Annotated in this window: 12 protein-coding genes; 4 read left to right on the forward strand and 8 right to left on the reverse strand. The window is 61.9% G+C overall.

The window, feature by feature from the left end; translation table 11 throughout:
• Nucleotides 1–300: 300 nt before the first annotated feature.
• From A1351_RS07460 to A1351_RS07470, 4 genes are all read right to left on the reverse strand, one after another.
• Nucleotides 301–2,247: a hypothetical protein gene (locus A1351_RS07460; protein WP_083967214.1), complete on the reverse strand. Its 1,947-nt coding sequence runs from the start codon at nt 2,245–2,247 to the stop codon at nt 301–303.
• Complete coding sequence (locus tag A1351_RS07465) at nt 2,244–3,545, reverse strand: site-specific integrase (RefSeq protein WP_083967215.1); 1,302 nt, start codon at nt 3,543–3,545, stop codon at nt 2,244–2,246. Before A1351_RS07465 ends, A1351_RS07460 begins: the two co-directional genes overlap by 4 nt.
• A 485-nt stretch (nt 3,546–4,030) precedes the next feature.
• Nucleotides 4,031–4,621, reverse strand: a complete 591-nt coding sequence (locus A1351_RS23840; RefSeq protein WP_083967216.1) for a hypothetical protein — start codon at nt 4,619–4,621, stop codon at nt 4,031–4,033.
• 372 nt (nt 4,622–4,993) lie between these two features.
• Nucleotides 4,994–8,623 carry a vitamin B12-dependent ribonucleotide reductase gene (locus tag A1351_RS07470; protein WP_064032670.1) on the reverse strand — a complete coding sequence of 1,210 codons (3,630 nt, stop codon included), beginning with the start codon at nt 8,621–8,623 and terminating at the stop codon, nt 4,994–4,996.
• 603 nt (nt 8,624–9,226) lie between these two features.
• On the opposite strand from A1351_RS07470, the gene A1351_RS07475 reads away from it, so the two are divergent.
• Both A1351_RS07475 and A1351_RS07480 read left to right on the forward strand, forming a co-directional pair.
• Nucleotides 9,227–9,772 carry an SRPBCC family protein gene (locus A1351_RS07475; protein WP_026598499.1) on the forward strand — a complete coding sequence of 182 codons (546 nt, stop codon included), beginning with the start codon at nt 9,227–9,229 and terminating at the stop codon, nt 9,770–9,772.
• The gene (locus tag A1351_RS07480; RefSeq protein ID WP_064032671.1) at nt 9,769–10,725 is read left to right on the forward strand and encodes a hypothetical protein; all 957 of its coding nucleotides are present in this window, start codon (nt 9,769–9,771) and stop codon (nt 10,723–10,725) included. Before A1351_RS07475 ends, A1351_RS07480 begins: the two co-directional genes overlap by 4 nt.
• Here the strand turns inward: A1351_RS07480 and A1351_RS07485 are convergent.
• Together A1351_RS07485 and pstS are read right to left on the reverse strand one after the other, a co-directional pair.
• Nucleotides 10,706–11,923, reverse strand: a complete 1,218-nt coding sequence (locus A1351_RS07485; RefSeq protein WP_064032672.1) for an FAD-dependent oxidoreductase — start codon at nt 11,921–11,923, stop codon at nt 10,706–10,708. The genes A1351_RS07480 and A1351_RS07485 overlap by 20 nt on opposite strands.
• 51 nt (nt 11,924–11,974) lie before the next feature.
• Nucleotides 11,975–13,021 carry a phosphate ABC transporter substrate-binding protein PstS gene (gene pstS, locus A1351_RS07490; protein WP_024879758.1) on the reverse strand — a complete coding sequence of 349 codons (1,047 nt, stop codon included), beginning with the start codon at nt 13,019–13,021 and terminating at the stop codon, nt 11,975–11,977.
• 241 nt (nt 13,022–13,262) lie between these two features.
• Between pstS and A1351_RS07495 the strand changes: the two genes are divergently transcribed.
• Both A1351_RS07495 and A1351_RS07500 read left to right on the forward strand, forming a co-directional pair.
• Nucleotides 13,263–13,670, forward strand: coding sequence for an NADH:ubiquinone oxidoreductase subunit NDUFA12 (locus A1351_RS07495; protein ID WP_024879759.1), 408 nt, complete (start codon nt 13,263–13,265; stop codon nt 13,668–13,670).
• A gap of 117 nt (nt 13,671–13,787) precedes the next feature.
• The gene (locus A1351_RS07500) at nt 13,788–14,462 is read left to right on the forward strand and encodes a DUF2155 domain-containing protein (protein ID WP_064032673.1); all 675 of its coding nucleotides are present in this window, start codon (nt 13,788–13,790) and stop codon (nt 14,460–14,462) included.
• On the opposite strand, the gene aat is transcribed toward A1351_RS07500, so the two are convergent.
• Nucleotides 14,434–15,141 carry a leucyl/phenylalanyl-tRNA--protein transferase gene (aat, locus tag A1351_RS07505; RefSeq protein ID WP_024879761.1) on the reverse strand — a complete coding sequence of 236 codons (708 nt, stop codon included), beginning with the start codon at nt 15,139–15,141 and terminating at the stop codon, nt 14,434–14,436. The two genes, A1351_RS07500 and aat, sit on opposite strands and share 29 nt — an antisense overlap.
• 234 nt (nt 15,142–15,375) lie before the next feature.
• Nucleotides 15,376–17,325, reverse strand: a complete 1,950-nt coding sequence (locus tag A1351_RS07510; protein WP_024879762.1) for an acyl CoA:acetate/3-ketoacid CoA transferase — start codon at nt 17,323–17,325, stop codon at nt 15,376–15,378.
• Nucleotides 17,326–17,526 lie beyond the last annotated feature (201 nt).

Here is a 17,526-nt window from a genome sequence, read left to right on the forward strand (position 1 = left end):
AGCCACATCGCGAATAGCGATCTGCGGAGGCTTTCCTCCCATTTTTCGAGGACTTTCGGCGGTCCTCCGACGCTTATGACGGGCTCGATCGTCCGAAAGCTGAGCCGGCGCGTTGGTCCAGGCGGCAACCAATGTTGAGGCACGACATAGGCGGCGCAACCGATTTTTATGCCCGGTAGAAACTCGATTTCGCGGACTTCCGACCAGGGACGCTTCCCGAGAGTGCCGGTGTCGCCGATCGAGCTGGCGATCTTGCCGAGCCATTTCTCTCTGGAGACGTTCTCTCGGGAGGCAACCGAGTTAGTACGACGCGTAGACTTCATGCGGAATAGCCTGTCCCGATTCAAAACGCGCGAGCCACGTCTGGATTAGAGCCTCGACACGCTCGGGGAGCGCGAATAGCTCCAAGATCGCGTCCAATGAGCGCTCTTCGTCGTCGAACGACGTGCCGAGCCACGATGTGAGAGGAATCTGCCGCTTCAAAAACACGAGTTCGGCTTTTGCCCGCGTCAGCGGTTCGAGGCTGTCTTCGAACACAACACCGTGGCGGCAGCCGGTGCAGCGTTGGATGCGGCAGAGCGCGCCATCGACATGATCGGGAGCAACCTCTGGCGGCGGCCGGGTGGGATCCAGACAGCCCATGCCGAGCCGCGTTCTATTGCGTCTATCCAGTAGCCTCGCTTCTTGATCGGGAGTAACCTCGCCGTTCATAACGAGCAGGCGGAGTCGCGTCGGCTCGAGCGGACGACCTGCGCCGATTTCGGAGAACATCGCGTTCTGAACCCGACGAACAATTTGTTCACTGTGCGCTCTGTAACGATGACGGCGAATATAATGCTTGAGGCTGCTTGAATCTGCGTGCTGTGCAGCGATGCGCGCGATAAAAAGACTATAGCCGCTTTGAACGTAGGCGTGACCGATCCATGCGTCGCGAGCGTGGCTGGTGGTCATCTTCCGCAGCGACGAAAACCTATTGCCGAGTTTATGCCGCTTGACCACGGCTCGCACGAGGTTGTTGATGCGATCAATATCTTGGTCCTCGAGGCGGTTGATTTCGCCGATTTTTCCCGCGCCTTGATACAGCCACGGACTCCGCACGATAGCCTCGAGTCTTTCGACATCGCGTGCATTTTCCTGCGTCTCCTCGCGCGAATAGGCTCGCTTCGCATCCTCGAGACGGGCCCGCGCCGTTCGTCGCAAAGGCTCGGTTCGCTCAATGATCCAGCGCAAGACTCGATAAGGGTGCCACTCGGGTTGTTTGAGCGAGAGCGCGAAAACATGTTTGTCGGAACGCGCTTTGAACGACTGAATAACGGCAAATCGGTCGGGCTGATGGGGATGATCCTCACACCATAGATCGTCGCGAGAGACGTCCAACGCGAGGGTCGTCGACGCATTCCAGCCGGTACCGAAAATGAACAGCCAAAAGAAGACCATCAGGTCCTGCATTCCCAAAAAAAACCATCTCAACTTCCCAACAATGCCCTCGCATCCATGAATGCTCATGCAGGGCGCTAGATATGCTGGTCCCCGAATGCTCGCTGCCTTATTGAGGCCATGCGCGCTTAGCTTCCAGAAATCATTTTTTGACGGCAATTGTTCACGAGTAAGTTCCCTAATCAACCAAGCATGATTTTCCGGTGAGTCCCACGCCGCGGTATTCGGCGCCGAAACCCTCCCGCGAGGATCCCTTCCCATGTCCGCTAAAGCTTCGCCTTCGCGAAGCATCGCCTTGATTGCCATCGCCTCTCGTTTCAAGGCCGTGTACACACACTGCACGGCCTTTTCGTCGATCGAATCGGATGTAGGGATTTCTTCCCTTTTGGGGGTCGGCCAGAAGAGTGCGGAGGCGCCGTTCGTTTGCCGTAAGCCATCGACCACCAACTTGACTGCTCTATATATTGAACTTCGGTCTCTCAGCCATTCCTTGCAGAGGATACCGTGTCCATCCACCAGATGTAGGCAGCTCGAAATCTCGCCTTTCGGGTCAATCGAATCGAGGAAACGGAAAAACGTGCGAAGTATCCATGCGAAACGTTTACTCTCTGTCTTAGCTGGCCGACGAATTCGGAAATAATCTGCGGCCTCTTCGGCGAAGAGCGGACGCCCCTGATAGTCGCCTTTCCAACCGCTTCTACCTCTCGGATCCGTGTCTTCGGCGGTGGCGCCGACGGCGAACTCAGAGAGATCCACCTCATAGCGGACGTCGTTGTCTGGGATCACCCAGAAGCGGAGCGTCTCGTTCACGGCTCGACCTCCGCCTCTGCTTCTGCTTCTGCATCCTCGTCGCCGGAAAGGAATGTGTGCCATTCTCTTGCGGTATTCGCGACGCCAGCAGTCGTCATCAGCCAGCGCAGATAGATCTCGGTCGTCTCTTCGCTGAGATGCCCGAGTTGGTCCCGTAGCACCTTCAAATGCCATTCGCTTCGCGATTTGATCCATGCGACGCCCATCTCTTCGAGCGACTTGGCGCCGGCTTCCATGCGGATCGTGGCCATCACATAAAAGCATGCGTACGTATGCCGCGCGAAATGCGGATGCCACTTGATTAGGCCGCTTTTCACGTTGCGGAACGTTCGATACAGCGTGTCGCCCGAGATCGGCGTGCCCTCGTAGCCCTTGGAATCAGAAAGGAAGAGTCGCTGGCTGGGATCGTCGCCGGTCCTCTTCTTGTACAGCAGCCGTAACTTGAGCCGCGGTCCGTCGATCCATCTCCGCAGTTCGCGCAGGAGTTCGACGGCGACGAGGATGGTGCGCGGGCGTCCGCCCTTGGTCACCTCGAGCGTGACGGGATATGTTGCGACCCCACCATGGAGAGCGTCTAGCTGCGGTGCGGTTGGGATCTGCCCCTCTTCGATCGCAGCGAGCTCCTCCTTTCGAACGCCGGTCTCGAGAACGAATTTGCAGGCGAGGTGTTTTGCCCGGCCGCGGATTCTGAGCACCTCTTGGAGCCACGTGCGTATCTGTTCGGGCTGGGGCAGCAGCGCGACGGATGCGATGTGACGAGTGTGTGACTTCTTGCAGCGACCGAGGCGAACGCGAACGGTGGCGATCGTCGACGCGGACGATCTCCCGGTGTGTATCGGGCGACGCTTGACAGTGAATCTGAGTTCGAAAGGATCGCGCAGATTCCTGGCGGCGGCCCACCGAAGGAAGCTGGTCGCCTCGTCGGCGCGCTGATTCGCTGTCTCTGCCGACAGTTTCTTGTCGCTAAGCGACCATGTCCCATTCGTCATTCCATGTTGGAAATCGAGGACGTCGTCGTATGTCAGGGTCCGCCAGTCCTTGCCCGCCTGCGCGCACCAATCGACCAACACCCCGAGATGCCGCGCTACGTTCTGGACGGTTTTCGCGGCCGGGCGGTGGCATCGGATCATGTCCGCGCCCTCGTCTGGTTGCCACTCGCCGCGCGCCCGCTCGCGAAGATAGCGATTGTGCACGCGACAATAGCGGAAGTCCGCGTCGAACAGGACGGGCACGTGCTCGACTGGAGCATAGCCTTGCATCGACAGACGTTCGGCATCAGGTAGGAAGTAGCACACCATCGATAATCCATGAGAGGTCGATATCGAGCGCGCGTTGAGACGCGCTCGATGTGGTGGCTGATGTGTATAGAATGAACAAATGAGAGTCAATCTACGTAAACATTCGCGATTTCAGCGTAGAATTGTTGTATCAATTCTTTGTTTGCAAGAATTGATATGTCGAATCTTTGCGTGAGGTCGAGGCGCGGCTTTCTTTCATTTCGTTATGGAGGCGTGGGCAGTCACTACGCCGCGAGAAAGCGGTGTGGGAGCGAAGGCCGTTGTGACGGTGGGGCGAATCGCTTCCGTTCGCTTTGACAGGCGAATACCGGATCGGGGGGCGTGTGTCCGGAGGCGGGTGGAGCCTACGCGAAATTGCCGATGCGCTCGCCGAATTGGCGTCGGTATGGAGACCGCGAAGGAGAGCTTAAGATCGTGCCCCAGAGCGTGGCGCGTGGAACGCCGTAGATGGGCGTGCTTAGCTCTGGAGCATTTGGCTGGACAATTTAGCTAACAACAGGAATCCCATCAATGTACGGCGATAGGCCATTGTCATAACGGCGGGCAAATCGCTTACTATTCCTGATGTAATTAGGATCCGCTTTGATATTATCAAGCCACAATCGTGCTCCAGATGTTATTTCTTTGCAGAACAGGTCAACATCGATACATAATGCATCTTTAATAGTTGCATAATGCATTGATACATCTGCACCTATTTTTTGTCTTGTAGATTGCGGCTCGACAAATAAAATGCGAGTGTATGGATTTTTTTGATGTTGCGAGCTGCCTTGGTGAAGTAACGAGCAGCGAAATAGATAGCAGTTATCGCCGGTAAATGGATTTTCGAATTTCTGTTTACTTATAAATTGACGCACTGAATCTGGAGCATGTTCTGGAATTGAAGCGAGCTTTATTTCTTTACACCTTGGGCGAGCCCATTTCTCATACCAATCTGCATATTTCCGTCCAGTCGCTTCTCCATTTTCGGAACTCAAAGCGCCTGCAATATCTGGAATGCAAAGAGCTGTGAACAACGAAAGATAATATTGCTTTATTTCGAGAGAGGCTTCGATTTGATCAAGAAGCGTGTGCATGTTGTTTTACCATTTAGTAAGTGGTGGGGCCGTTATGCTAATACATTTCCGATAGCCTCTGGTTCTAGAGCAAACATGCGGCGGCATTGAATTTCTGACAAGCTGAGGCATCACTGGGCGTTCTTGATGGACGCCGGTTTCGTGCATCCTGCTTCTCGTGTGGCTGTGAGGTTTGCCGTCGCCCACCAGAACGCTGCGCGCCGGCAAGTGAGGAGCGAGGGGCTTTTCAACGGGCTCTGGCGCAATTCCGCCAGCGACGCGCGCTGGCGGTTCTGGAAGTCTGAGTCTGTTTTTAGCCTTGCAGAGAGTTTGGGTTTCCGTCGCCGAGGAGGCGGGGCTTCCGCCTCGCCTCGATCGATCAACTCGGAATACCTAACTGCACCCAGTCGTACTTCCGCAGGTCTCGCATTTCAGGCATGTCCCATTGCGCACGAGCGTGAAATTCGCGCATTCGGGGCAGGCTTCGCCGACATAGCCTTTCATCCGCGCTTCGGCGCGCTTGTCGGCGACGCTCTCCACCGGGCGCGTCGGCGCGGTCCAGCCGAGCTCGGACAAAGGCTGCTCCGCCTCTTCCGTGACATTCTCGCGCAGCGCCGTCGCGCCGCCGCGCACCAGCATCAGCCGATCCGTCTTGGAGCGCAGCAGTCCTTTCGAGACGACCGACGATGCGCTCTCTGGCGCCTTGCCCTCATGCTCGCCCTTGCCGAGCACGTCATGGCCGATATCCTCCGGCGACACATGGGCGAGGTCGTTGCGCCCGAGATAGGAGATCGCCAGCTCGCGGAACACATAGTCCAGAATGGACGTTGCGTTCTTGATCGCGTCATTGCCCTGCACGAAGCCCGCGGGCTCGAAGCGCGTGAAGGTGAAGGCGTCGACATATTCCTCGAGCGGCACGCCATATTGCAGGCCGAGCGAGATGGCGATGGCGAAATTATTCATCAAGCTGCGGAAGGCGGCGCCTTCCTTGTGCATGTCGATGAAGATCTCGCCGAGGCGCCCGTCCACATATTCGCCCGTGCGCAGATAGACCTTATGGCCGCCGACGGCCGCCTTCTGCGTGTAGCCCTTGCGCCGATCCGGCAGCTTCTCGCGCTCGCGCACCACTTGATGCACCACGCGCTCGACGATGCGTTCGGCGATCGCCGCCGCGCGCGCCGGCGCATTGGCGGAGAGGATCTCCTCGGCGACTTCCTCCGCCTCGTCGTCCGCGTCGGAGACGAGCTGCGAGGAGAGCGGCTGCGACAGCTTGGAGCCGTCGCGATAGAGGGCGTTGGCCTTCAGCGCCAGCTTCCAGGACAGGAGATAGGCCGCCTCGCAATCCTCGACGGTCGCATCATTGGGCATGTTGATCGTCTTGGAGATCGCGCCCGAGATGAAGGGCTGCGCCGCCGCCATCATGCGAATGTGGCTCTCCACCGAGAGATAGCGCTTGCCGGTGCGCCCGCAGGGATTGGCGCAATCGAACACGGGATAGTGCTCCGCCTTCAAATGCGGCGCGCCTTCCAGAGTCATCGCGCCGCAAATGTGGACATTGGCGGCCTCGATGTCCTGGCGCGAGAAGCCGAGATGGGTGAGCAGATCGAAGCTCGCATCCTCGAGCGCGGCCGGCGGAACCTTCAGCGCGCCAGTGAGGAAATCCGCGCCGAGCGTCCATTTGTTGAAGACGAATTTGATGTCGAAGGCGGAGGCGAGCGCCTTTTCCACCGTCTCGATCTTCTCGTCGGTGAAGCCGCGCGCGCGCAGCGAGGTCGTGTTGATCGCCGGGGCGTTGGAGAGCGAGGCGTGGCCGACGGCGTAGGCCTCGATCTCGGCGATCTCGGATTCTCTATAGCCGAGAGCGCGCAAGGCTTCCGGCGCGGCGCGATTGACGATCTTCAAATAGCCGCCGCCGGCGAGCTTCTTGAATTTCACCAGAGCGAAATCCGGCTCTATGCCGGTGGTGTCGCAATCCATGACGAGGCCGATCGTGCCGGTCGGCGCGACGACGGAGACTTGCGCATTGCGATAGCCATGCTCCTCGCCGAGCGCGAGCGCCTCGTCCCAGGCGCGGGTCGCGCGGGCGATGAGCGCCGCATCGGGGCAGGCGGCGTGGTCGAGCGGCACGGGCGCGGTCGCGAGTCCTTCATAGCCGGCGCGCTGGCCATGGGCGGCGCGGCGGTGATTGCGAATGACGCGCAGCATGGCTTCGCGATTGGCCTCGAAGCCCGAGAAGGGGCCGCGCTCCTTGGCCATTTCCGCCGAGGCGCGATAGGCGACGCCGGTCATGATCGCGGAAAGCGCGCCGCAGATCGCGCGGCCGGCCTCACTGTCATAGGCGATGCCGGAGGACATCAGCAGGCCGCCGACATTGGCGTAGCCGAGGCCGAGCGTGCGATATTCGTAAGACAGCTGCGCGATCTCTCGCGAAGGGAATTGCGCCATCAGCACCGAGATTTCCAGCACGACGGTCCATAGCCGCACGGCGTGCTCATAAGAGTCGACGTCGATACGCTTCGTCTGCGGATCGCGGAACTGCAGCAGGTTCAGCGAGGCGAGATTGCAGGCGGTGTCGTCGAGGAACATATATTCCGAGCACGGATTGGAGGCGCGTATGGCGCCGCCGGCCGGGCAGGTGTGCCAGTCGTTGATCGTCGTGTGGAACTGAATGCCGGGATCGGCCGAGGCCCAGGCGGCATAGCCGATCTTCTCCCACAATTCGCGGGCTTTCAGCGTCTTGGACGGCTTGCCGTCGAGACGGCGCGTCAGCGTCCAATCGCCATCCGTCTCCACCGACTTCAGGAATTCGTCGGTGACGCGCACGGTGTTGTTGGAGTTTTGGCCGGAGACGGTGAGATAGGCCTCGCTGTCCCAATCGGTGTCATAGGTGTCGAAGGAAATGTCCTTATAGCCCTGACGCGCGAATTGAATGACGCGCTTGATGTAATTGTCCGGCACCTCGGCGCGGCGCGCGGCTCTGATCTCGCGCTTCAATGCGGGGTTCTTCTCGGGGTCGAAGCAGTCGAAGCCCGGCCCCTCGCAATTGACGCAGGCGCGCAGCACGGCTTTCAGATGCTTCTTGACGATCTTGGAGCCGGCGACGAGCGAGGCGACCTTCTCCTCCTCCTTCACCTTCCAGTCGATGAAGGCCTCGATATCGGGATGGTCGACATCGACCACCACCATTTTCGCGGCGCGGCGCGTGGTGCCGCCGGATTTGATCGCGCCCGCCGCGCGGTCGCCGATCTTGAGGAAGGACATGAGGCCGGAGGAGGAGCCGCCGCCCGAGAGCTTCTCCTTCTCGCCGCGCAGCTTGGAGAAATTGGAGCCGGTGCCGGAGCCATATTTGAACAGGCGCGCCTCGCGCACCCAAAGATCCATTATGCCGCCGTCATTGACGAGATCGTCCTCCACCGACTGGATGAAGCAGGCGTGTGGCTGCGGATGCTCATAGGCGGTCTTGGACTTGGTCAGCTTGCCGGTCTGGTAGTCGACATAGAAATGACCCTGGCTGGGGCCGTCAACGCCATAGGCCCAATGCAGGCCGGTGTTGAACCATTGCGGCGAATTGGGTGCCGCCATCTGGCGCGCCAGCATGTAGCGCAGCTCGTCCTGAAAGGCGGAGGCGTCCTCCTCCGAGTCGAAATAGCCGCCCTTCCAGCCCCAATAGGCCCAGGCGCCGGCGAGACGGTCGAACACCTCGCGCGCCGAGGTCTCGGAGGAATAGCGCTCCGCCTTGGGCAGAAGGGCGAGCGCCTCAGAATCGGGAACAGAGCGCCACAGGAAGCTCGGAACCTCATGCTCCTCGACGCGCTTCAGCCGCGCCGGCACGCCGGCCTTGCGGAAATATTTCTGCGCGAGCACGTCGACGGCGACCTGGCTCCAATCGGCCGGCGCGTCGATATTCTCGAGCGAGAACACCACCGAGCCGTCAGGGTTGCGGATCTCGCTGCGCGCGGCGCGAAATTCGATATCCGCATAGGGAGACTGGCCGGCGGTCGTGTGGCGTCGCTCGATCTTCATCGTATTTCGATCCTCGAAAATTGCGCGCGGTGAATCGATCGCGGCCGATGAGTCGGTCGCGACAAGCTCGTTTTGGCAGGGACTCTACGTCGGCTGGAAACGCAGATACGGGGGTCGGGCCGCAGCGCGGCGGATAGCCGCGGCGACGAGGCGCAGCTTAGGCTGCCGAAAAGCGTCGCGCCGCCCGCTCGGGGCGCGCGAGAACCAGCTTTTTCGATCATCCGCCGCTGCGTCATTAGACCCCGGCACAGTGCGTCACTCTTCCATGGGCGTCAAGATGTAGTGTGAGGAATAAATAATCAGACAATATCTTGCAAAATTCCGTGGATAATGGGGAAAGCCGAGTCGCGCTCTGGACAACGGGCTCGACGTGAGCCGGGCTTTACGTAAGGGGGATCGGAGCGCGATTCTCGAGCAGGCCGGCGGGCGGCGCCTCATTCCTCGCCGAAAGCTTTGTCGCCTCTCCGGGAGCTCTGCCGCCCTATGGCGGGATTTTCCGCCCGCCGAGATCGGGAGTCTTGACGCCGCAGGGCGCGGAGGAGTTAGTTGCGCGCCGGCGGCGCCGGGGCAATAGGCGCCTAAAAAGCCCTGCAGGAGGTAGTCATGTCATTCGTCGTCGCGCGCCGGGGTTTCCTGGCCGCCTTGTCGCTCGCGGCTCTGGCTTCGTCGGCCGCGCTCGCCCACGGCCCCTCGCGCCAGAAGGTGACGGAGACGATCGAGATCGCGGCTCCGGCCGAGAAGGTCTGGGCCATCGTCGGCAATTTCCAGGATTTGAGCTGGCTGCCCCCCGTCGCCAAGACGGAAGGAACGGGCGACAACACGCCCGACAAGGCCACTCGCCATATCACGCTGAAGAATGGCGGCGAGATCGACGAGTTGCTCACCAAATATGACGCCAAGGACTTCTCGCTCGCCTATCGCATCGAGAAGGTGGATGTGAAGATCCTGCCGGTGAACAATTACTCCTCGACGATCACGATAAAGCCGCAGGGCGACAAGAGCGTCGTCGAATGGCGCGGCGCCTTCTACCGCGGCTTCCCGAACAACGATCCGCCGCCGGAGCTCTCCGACGAGGCCGCGCTGAAGGCGGTGGGCGATCTCTACAAGGCCGGCCTCGCCTCGCTGAAGGCCAAGGTCGAAGGCAAATGATCTCTGCATCCTGGGGCAGGGCGGCGCGCGCCGCCCTTCTCGGGCTCGCTCTCGCCTCGCCCGCGGGAGCGGACGAGGCTTTCGTCACCAATCAGGGCAGCGGCGATCTCACCATCGTCGATCTTTCGACCATGGCGCCCGTCGCGACTCTGGCGATCGGCGGCAAGCCGGCCGGCGTCGCCGTCTCGGCGGATGGGGCGCGCGCCTATGTGACGAGCCCGGAGGGCAAATATCTCTCCGTCGTCGACACGCGCGAGCGTCGCGTCCTGCGCAAGATTCCGCTGGAGGGCGGTCCGCTCGGCCTCGCCGTCGCACCGGACGGCAAGCGCGTCTATGTCGCCGATATGTATGAGCAGCGGCTCTTTTCGGTCGATCCCGAAGCGGGCGTCGTCGCCACGGCGAAGGTCGGCGTCACGCCCTCCGGCGTCGCAGTTACGCCCGACGGCAAGACGATCCTCGTGGCGATTCGCGACGCCAATAAAATCGCCTTCGTCGATGCGGCGTCCTTCGAGAAGCTCGGCGAGCTCGATGTCGGCCGTCATCCCTTCGGCGTCACCATCGACGCCAAGGGCGAGCGCGCCTACACCGCCAATGTCGAATCGGATGATGTCAGCGTCGTCGATCTTTCGAGCCGGCGCGTCATCGCCACGGTGAAGGTCGGCAAGCGGCCCTATTGCGTGGCGCTGGCGCAGGGCAGGGGCTTCGTCACCGATCAATATGCCGAATCGGTCAGCGTCTTCGATCTCTCGACATTCGCGTCGGTGTCGCAGGTGAAGGTCGGCGAATATCCGGAAGGCATAGGGGCGAGCCGCGACGGCAAGACGATCTATGTCGCCAATTGGTTCACCAATGAGTTCTGGTCGATCGCCGCCGATAGCCTGAAGGTGATCGCCAAGGCCAAGACCGGCGACGGCCCGCGCGCCTTCGGCGCTTTTATCCGCGCGATGAATTGATGTGCTCCGGCCGGACGCCGAGGCCGATCAGCCGCGCCGGCAATTGCCGTAGCGCCGGGAAAATATCCAAAAGCCGCAAGGCCAGCGGCGGCTCGAAGGGCCGGTCCGCGGCGAGCACGTTACGGATCACGCGATTCTGAATGAAGAGCTGCAGCCGTTGCGTCATCCGCGCCGGAAGCTCGCGGCGCTTCTGCACGGCGCCGACGTCCTCGTCGCGCAGCGTCCCCTCGCGCAGCTTTTCGGTGAGGAGATTGGCGGTCGCCACCGCATCCTGAATCGCGAGATTGATGCCGACGCCGCCGATCGGCGACATCGCATGGGCCGCGTCGCCGATGCAGAGTAGGCCCGGCCGGCTCCAATTCTTCAGCCGATCGACCTGCACGGTCAGCAGATTCACATCCTCCCAATCCCGCAAATCCTCGACGCGATCCTCGAGAAAGGGAACGCTGTCGGCCAGGGCGCGGCGAAACTCGCCGATCGGCCGGCTCCTCAGCGCTAGCGCGCCGCCTTTTGGAATCACATAGCCAATCTGCCAATAGGAGCCGCGCTCGATCATCGCCACCATGCGGCCCGGCGCAACGCGGCCGAAGGTCTCATCCGGATCATCCGCCTTGCGCCGCAGCTCGAGCCACAGCACATCCATCGGCGCGCCGAAATCCTCGACCGCGAGGCCCGCCGATTCGCGCATTCGCGAGGTCCGCCCATCCGCGGCGATGGTGAGATCGGCTCTGATCTCGAGCGGCCCCTCCGGCCCCTCGGCGCGCAGGCCGACGATACGGCCACCCTCCTCGAGCAGGCTCTCTGCGGAAGTCTTCATCGACAGGCGGAAATTCGGCAGCTTCTTCGCCTCGCCGGCGATGAAGTCGAGAAAATCCCATTGCGGCATGAAGGCGACGAATTTGCACAAGGTCGGCAGGCCGCGGAAGTCGGCGACGACGAATTTACGGTCTCCCAAAACCGCGGAGAGCTGAAACGCCTTGCGATGGGGCAGCTTCAGAAAATCCTCGAGCAGGCCGAGCTCGAACATCAGCTGAAGCGTGGAGGGATGAATCGTGTCGCCGCGGAAATCGCGCAGGAAATCGGCGTGCTTCTCGAGGACGATCGTCTCGACGCCGGCGCGGGCGAGCAGAAAGCCCGCCATCAGCCCCGCCGGGCCGCCGCCGACCACGCAGCATCTCGTGGAGATCGTCTGCGTCATCGGCCGCTCCTGTGCGAATAGGCCGCGCGCGGCCGCTGCCGACCTTTATGGTCAGTTCAGCAGCGGTTTTCCATTCGCATCCTTCACATTGGCCGCCCAGCTCTTGCGAATCAGCGTCACCACGGAGGCTGGCATGGGCTCGAAATCCAGCTCCTCGGCCGCCGCGGCGCCCTTGGAGAAAGCCCAGTCGAAGAATTTCAGCGCTTCCAGCGCCGCGGCCGCATCCTGCGGCTGCTTCGGCAGCAGAATGAAGGTCGCCGCCGCGATCGGCCAGGAGCCCGCGCCCGGCTGCTCGGTCAGCAGATGGAAAAAGCCCGGCGCGCCGGCCCAATCGGCATTGGCGGCGGCGGCCTCGAAGCTCTCCTTGCCCGGCGCGACGATCTTGCCGTCGCGATTCACCAGGCTGACGGCGGCGAGCTTATTCTGCTTGGCGTAGGCGAATTCGACATAGCCGATCGCGCCTTTGGCGGTGGCGACATTATTGGCGACGCCCTCATTGCCCTTGGCGCCGAGGCCGAGCGGCCATTCCACAGCCACGTTCTCGCCCACCTTCGCCTTCCAATCGGCGGAGACGCGGGAGAGATAGTGGGTGAAGCAGAAAGTCGTGCCCGATCCGTCCGAGCGGTGCACGACGACGATCGACGTCGCCGGCAGAGCGATCTTCGGGTTCAGCGCGTGGATCGCCGGATCGTTCCAGAGCTTGATTTCGCCGATAAAAATGCGCGCGAGCGTGGTCCCGTCGAGGACCAGCTCATTGGAGCCGACCCCGTCCAGATTGACGACGGGGGTGATGCCGCCCACCACTTGCGGCCATTGGATGAGCCCGGCTGCGTCGAGCTCCTTGGCGCTCAGCGGCTGGTCCGAGGCGCCGAAAGTGACTGTCCGCGCCTTGATCTGGCGGATGCCGCCGCCCGAGCCGATCGATTGATAATTGACGCGATTGCCGGTTTCTTTCGAATAGCTCTGCGCCCATTTGGCGTAGATGGGCAGGGGAAAAGTCGCGCCGGCGCCGGAAATATCGAGGGCGCGCGCGCTCCCCACTGAAAGGATCGCCGCCAGAGCGGCGTGAAGAATGAGCCTCGAGGCTTTGGAAATCATGCGGCCGTCCCTTGGAATTTCGACGCGTGGCTCTTGTCCACGAGAGCTGGAAGCCAATGGTTTCAGCTCTCTGCGGCGCGCCTTGGCGGCGCGACAGCTGTCGTCTTTCTGTCACATGCCTCCTTTTCTACGACTTCGCGCCAAAAGCAAAGCCCACGCAGCGGAAGTGGCGCGCCCGACTGGACATTGCGCTGTCTTGACGCAATAAGGGGCCACGCAAACATTCTTGGACGCTTCCGACATGTCCTACATCATTCGCTTCTTCACCTGGTGGAACCGGGCGACGCTCAGCACGGGCCTGTGGACGCTGCTCTATGGCGAGCGCGTCGGGACGGATGAGTTCGGCAATGTCTATTACCGCCGCCGAGGCGGCAAGAAGGACAAGGCGCTCGGCTTCGAGCGCCGCTGGGTCATCTATAAGGGCTATGCCGAGGGCTCGGCGACGCCGCCCGGCTGGTACGGCTGGCTGCACCACACGGTCGACACGCCGCCGACGCAGGAGAAATACGAGCCGAAGGAATGGGAGCTGACCTATCGCCCCAATCTGACCGGCACCTCCGCCGCCTATCATCCGCCGGGCTCGATCCTGGCCGAGGGCCGCCGCGCTCCCGCCGGCGGCGACTATCAGGCCTGGACCCCCGAGGCTTGAGGCGAGACGGTCGCGGCCCTGTCCGCGACCATCGATCCGCCACGCTCTTCCTATTCAACGACGGCGCATGAGGCGCGGGCGGCTGGCCCGAGCCAGAGATCGGAAACGAGAGCCGATATGATCTCCCGCTGCTTCCGCCTGCGTTTCGCTCTTTCGGGAGCCGCCTTCCTCGTCGGCCTCGGCGCGGCGGCCGCGGATCCCATACGCAATCCCACCGCCATTTTCGCCGGGCTCGACAAGACGACAGGCCGGATCATCAATTTCGACGTCGCCATAGACGAGACCGTGCAATTCGGTTCGCTTCAGGTGACGCCGCGCGTCTGCAACACGCGTCCGCAGACCGAGGCTCCGCAGACCACGAGCTTCGTCGAGGTCGACGAGCAGGACACGGGGAAGAACGACGCCAAGCGGATTTTCTCCGGCTGGATGTTCGCAGCGAGCCCAGGCCTGCATGGCGTCGAGCACCCGGTCTATGACGTTTGGCTGGTCGATTGCCGCGGCGGCAAGGAGATCGTTCAGGCGCCGGCGGTCGATCCTGCGGCGGCGGCCACTGCCGCCCCTGCGCCGGAGAAGAAGCGCTCCCGCTCTCGCAAGGTCGAGCCGGTCGCGCCCGTTCCGGTCGAGGCCGCGCCGATCGGCCCGCGCGATTCGGTTCCGCCGGAGGCCGCGAAGGCCCCGGAGAGCGCCGAGCCAGCGGCCGCGGCTCCGGCCGAAAAGCCCAAGAAGAAGAAAAAGAAGCAGCCCGCGCAGGAGCCGGCGCCCGCTACGGCGCCTTCGCCTTTTCCGTTCTGAGCTGTGGCTCCGGCCGCAGAATCGCGACGATCTCGCGGCCGGGAACGGGCGCGTCGTCCGGCCAGGCGGCGAAACGGGCAGGGACCGACAAAGACTGCTCCAGCAGAGCATGATAGGCGTCGCGGCTGACCTCGATCGCGCCGAGCGAGGCGAGATGCGTGGTCATGAATTGCGTGTCGAGCAGGCGGAAGCCGCCTTTGACGAGCCGCGCGACGAGGTGCGCCAGCGCCACTTTGGAGGCGTCGGTCTCGAGGTGGAACATGCTCTCGCCGAAAAAGGCGGCGCGCATAGAGACGCCATAGAGGCCGCCGACCAGTCTTCCATCCCGCCAGCATTCGACCGTATGGGCGAAGCCCATGTCGAACAGCTTGCGATAGAGCCGCTTGATCTCGGAATTGATCCAAGTGTTCTCGCGCTTGGGCGCGGAGGCCGCGCAAGCCGCGATCACGGCGTCGAAATCCGTATCGACCCGCACCTCGAAACGATCCGATCGGATCGTCTTGGCGAGCGAATGTGAGACCTTGAACGCATCCAGCGGGAAAATGGCGCGCTCCTGGGGGTCGACCCAGAAGAGCTGCTCCTCTTCGGCGCTTTCCGCCATTGGGAAAAGGCCGATCGAATAGGCCCGCAGCAAAATCTGCGGCGTGATGGCGTAATCTGCGGAGGAAGGGCGCGACATTTCGCAGATTGTAGCGCAATGCGCGCCGGAATCGAGAGCGTTCGTCGCCCGGGCGTGGCTCGAGCCGCCGAAAGGGTGAACGGGGCGGGGCGCGCCGAGCGAGACTAGGTGGAAACACGTTCTACAGAGCGCCTTCGGCGCTCGGGAGGGGAGAGCAGCTCCTCGCGTCTCACCCCACCCCGGCTCGATATCGCCGGCCGACCCTCCCCCTGAAGGGGAGGGTAGAATGGCCGCTCAGCCTTCGCCGATCACCTCGAGGAAGCTATGCGCGTCCTCCTTGCGCTCGAAGACATGCGGGGCGATGCCGCGCTTGCTCAGCGCTTCCTTGAGCTTCAAGCGCAGGAAGGCGCTGGTCGTGTAGCGCGTCGTCGTCACATAATAATTCTCGAGCATATATTGGATCATCTCCGCATAGTAATCGTAGAGATGCTCGCTGATGCGGAAGTTGTCGAGATTGACGACCTGATTGACGCGCTTGCCGATCTTCTGGCAGGCGTCGATCAGCATCTTGCGCAGATCGTCGATGTCGCGCTTGGAGCGCGCGCTCCAGCCCTCGAGATTGAGGAACTGAATATTGCGATCGGCGTCATAGCTCACGCGATCCTGCAGGTCGAGATTGAGCAGATCGGAGATCAACCCCATCGGCTCGTCGACGAAGATGCGCTTGTCCATCAATATCGGATGCTTGACGATGGGCTTGAAGTCCATATGCGGAAGAATATCCCGCTCAATGTCTATGCCCGGCGCGATCTCGATCAGCTCGAGGCCTTCCTTCGTCAGCTGGAAGACGCAGCGCTCGGTGACATAGATCACCGGCTGCTCGCGCTTTTGCGCATATTTGCCGCTGAACGTCACCTGCTCGACGAATTTCAGGAATTTTCGCGCGCGGCCCTCTTTGAGGATTTTCACCTCGCCGTCCTGAATCGCAATGTCGAGCCCGCCGGCGGTGAATGTGCCGGCGAAGACGACGCTGCGCGCGTTCTGGCTGATGTTGATGAAGCCGCCGCAGCCGTTGAGGCGTCCGCCGAAGCGGCTGGTGTTCACATTGCCCTGCTCGTCGCATTCGGCCATGCCGAGGCAGGTCATATCGAGACCGCCGCCGTCATAGAAGTCGAATTGCGTGTTCTGATCGATGATCGAATCGGCGTTGGTGGCGGAGCCGAAGGAGGAGCCCGAGGCGAGCACGCCGCCTATGGCGCCGGCTTCTGTCGTCAGTGTGATGAAGGGCGTGAGCTTCTCTTCATTGGCGACGGCGGCTATGCCCTCCGGCGCGCCGACGCCGAGATTGACGACGCCATTGGGCGGCAGCTCGAAGGCGGCGCGGCGCGCGATGATCTTGCGCGCGTCGAGCGGCATTTTCGCCATGCTCTCGACCGGAACGCGAATCTCGCCGGCCAGCGCCGGATTATACATGATCCCGTAATTCATACGGTGCAGCTCGGGCTGATCGGCGACGACCACGCAATCGACCAGAATGCCCGGAACCTTCACGTCCTTGGGACGAATCGAGCCGGCCTCGACGATGCGCTCGACCTGCGCGATGACGATGCCGCCATTATTATGCGCGGCCATCGCCTGGGCGAGCACGTCGAGCGTCAGCGCCTCCTTCTCCATGCTGATATTGCCGGAAGGGTCGGCGCTGGTGCCGCGGATGAAGGCCACGTCGATCTTCGTCGCGGTGTAGAACAGCCATTCCTCTTCGTCGATGACGACATGCTTGACGATCTCTTCTGTCGTCACTTCGTTGACGCGGCCGCCGCCGAAGCGCGGATCGACATAAGTATAGAGGCCGACCTTGGAGAAGAGGCCGGGCTGGCCGGCGGCGCAGGCGCGATAGAGCTGCGAGATGACGCCTTGCGGAAGATTATAGCCGAGAATCTTGTTTTCCGCGGCGGCCTGAGCGACCTTGGGCATGCGGCCGAAATTGCCGGCGATGACCCGGCGCAGCAGGCCTTCATGATGCAGGCGGCCGGTGCCGAGCCCTTTGCTGTCGCCGGCGCCGGCGGTCATGATGAGCGTGAGGCCGCTCGGTCCGCCGGTCTCGACGAAGCGCTTCTCCAGCGCGGCGTGCAACGCCTCGGGAATGCAGCTCTGGACGAAGCCGGTGGTGGTCAGAACGTCATTTTCGCTGATGAGCGCAATCGCTTCGTCTGCTGTAATGACCTTGTTGTTCTTGTTGTTCATTTCCCTCGAGTTTCCTCCTCGCCGCCCGGCAGGGCGAAGGCTGCGGGCGTTGTCATTCCCGCGTTCCGCAATAGAAGGGCGCCGGGTTCGAACTGCCCTCGACACTAGAGTTTGCGACAGGGTTTCGCAATAGCGCCAGGAAATCGCCGCAGAGCCGCGAAGGCGCAAAACGCCTCGTTCGGCTGCGGCTCCGCGTCGCAG

The sequence above is a fragment of the Methylosinus sp. R-45379 genome (genome assembly GCF_001644125.1).
Classification (GTDB): domain Bacteria; phylum Pseudomonadota; class Alphaproteobacteria; order Rhizobiales; family Beijerinckiaceae; genus Methylosinus.